Here is a 1,800-nt window from a genome sequence, read left to right on the forward strand (position 1 = left end):
TTAGCATTCCTGTAGATCGTTAAATATCAGGTTTGAAAAAAATAAAGCCCCTCAGTAAGATATGAGTATAGACACCACTCTAACTCAGACTCTTAAGGAGGAAGCCCTACTATGAATTTTAAAATGCAAGACAAACAAAATCAACTAATAGAAAGAATTTCCGATACACATCTTATTGTTGGTGTAGACATTGCTCAACAATTTCACGTTGCTCGAGCTGTAAACTTCCGTGGAATTGTAGTCGGAGATCCCCTTACATTTGAAAATAATGAAGAGGGGTTTGTTAAATTGCAAAATTGGATTGAAAAGTTAAAAAGACTAAAAAATCTAGATTCCACAATAGTAGGTATGGAACCTACTGGCCACTACTGGAAAAACCTATCTAACTGGCTTGTTAAACAAAAAATTGAGGTAGTAACAGTCAATCCCCACCTAGTAAAGAGAAACAAGGAGAATCGTGATAACACTCAGTCAAAGAGTGATAAAAAAGATGCACTCGTTATCGCTGATATGGTGAAAAACGGCTATTATTCCTTTGTTCGCCCTTCATCAGAATCCTTTGAGAAACTTAGAGTTTTAATTTCTAATCGTGACGTGATTGTTAAACGTCTCGTAAGCTCTACCAATCAGATCCATAGATGGGTAGATATTGTGTTTCCAGAGCTTAGACAAGTATTTAAAGATGTTACTTGTAAAGGGGCAATTGCAACCCTCCGACTGTTTCCTACTCCTAATGAAATAGCTTCTTTTGAGCCTCTAGATGTCATGAGGGGATGGAAGTCTTTAATGCAGCGACAACCAGGACTCAAAAAAGCTCAATTACTAATCAATCTAGCAAAATCCTCGATTGGTACTGGACAAGCACTGGACGCTTATAAGTTCCATTTAGAACAATTACTGGAGGAGTATGATCTCGCCATAAAACAACTCGAAAGAGTTGAACAACAAGTTAAAGAAGTTCTCAATAAAATACCATTTGCAAGGAAGCTGCTTATGATTAAAGGTATAAGTGAAATTTCCTTAGCTGGCATTTTAGGAGAGGCTGGAGATCTAAGTGGGTTTTCTCATGGGAACTCTCTATTACGCCATGCAGGACTCCATTTAGCTGAAGCAAGCTCAGGAAAATGGAAAGGGCAGATTGTCCTCTCAAAACGAGGGAGGTCTAGACTACGGCGTTTCCTCTACCTAGCAACCATGAGCCTTGTGATGAATAACCCTGAGTTTAAAGCTATCCATGCATATAATGTGAAGGTCAAGAAGATGAAGAAAATGAAGTCTATCATGAAGTTGGTCGGAAAATTAGCAAGAATTTTTGTAGGTATAGCTAAGCGAAACGAATCTTACTGTGCAAATAAATTACAAGAAACAATCCCATTAGCAGCATAGAAACAGTATGACTAAAAGTCTTATAGTTAAATAGTTATCTTAGATTTTTGAATGTTGTCTTATTCGTAGGATTTCAAATATGCACGGAGTACCAGGTTTCTTAAACAAAAGGGCACTGTGACCCATCAGGTTAGCATAACTGGCCTCCACCCCTTGGATAGGCATGACGAAGGAATGAGAGGGCAATTGACCCGTTGAGACATGGGAGGGAAAGCCTCCAGGGGCGGCGTGGAGATGTGCATTATATGTTAAAATATGGAGTGGTAGCTGATTCCTTTATTTAACTATGCCTTCACGAAGCCAAGATGATCTGAACTCATTTCAATTACACGTAAATCCAATTACAAGGGTTATGAAATCCTGCGAATAAGTGAGCATTCAAGAGATATTCGTATCAAACTGAGGGAGTTTAAG

General features: G+C 38.5%; 1 protein-coding gene. It reads left to right on the plus strand.

The window, feature by feature from the left end:
• The first annotated feature begins 111 nt into the window (after positions 1–111).
• The gene (locus BSO02S_RS25910; RefSeq protein ID WP_066074907.1) at positions 112–1,386 is read left to right on the plus strand and encodes an IS110 family RNA-guided transposase; all 1,275 of its coding nucleotides are present in this window, start codon (positions 112–114) and stop codon (positions 1,384–1,386) included.
• Positions 1,387–1,800 lie beyond the last annotated feature (414 nt).

It is taken from the genome of Neobacillus soli NBRC 102451, from assembly GCF_001591665.1.
In the GTDB taxonomy this organism is placed as follows: domain Bacteria; phylum Bacillota; class Bacilli; order Bacillales; family Cytobacillaceae; genus Neobacillus; species Neobacillus soli.

What these genes read in the sequence shown, in the direction of transcription:
- BSO02S_RS25910 (WP_066074907.1), top strand. Translation starts at nt 112, where the DNA reads ATGAATTTTAAAATGCAAGACAAACAAAATCAACTAATAGAAAGAATT.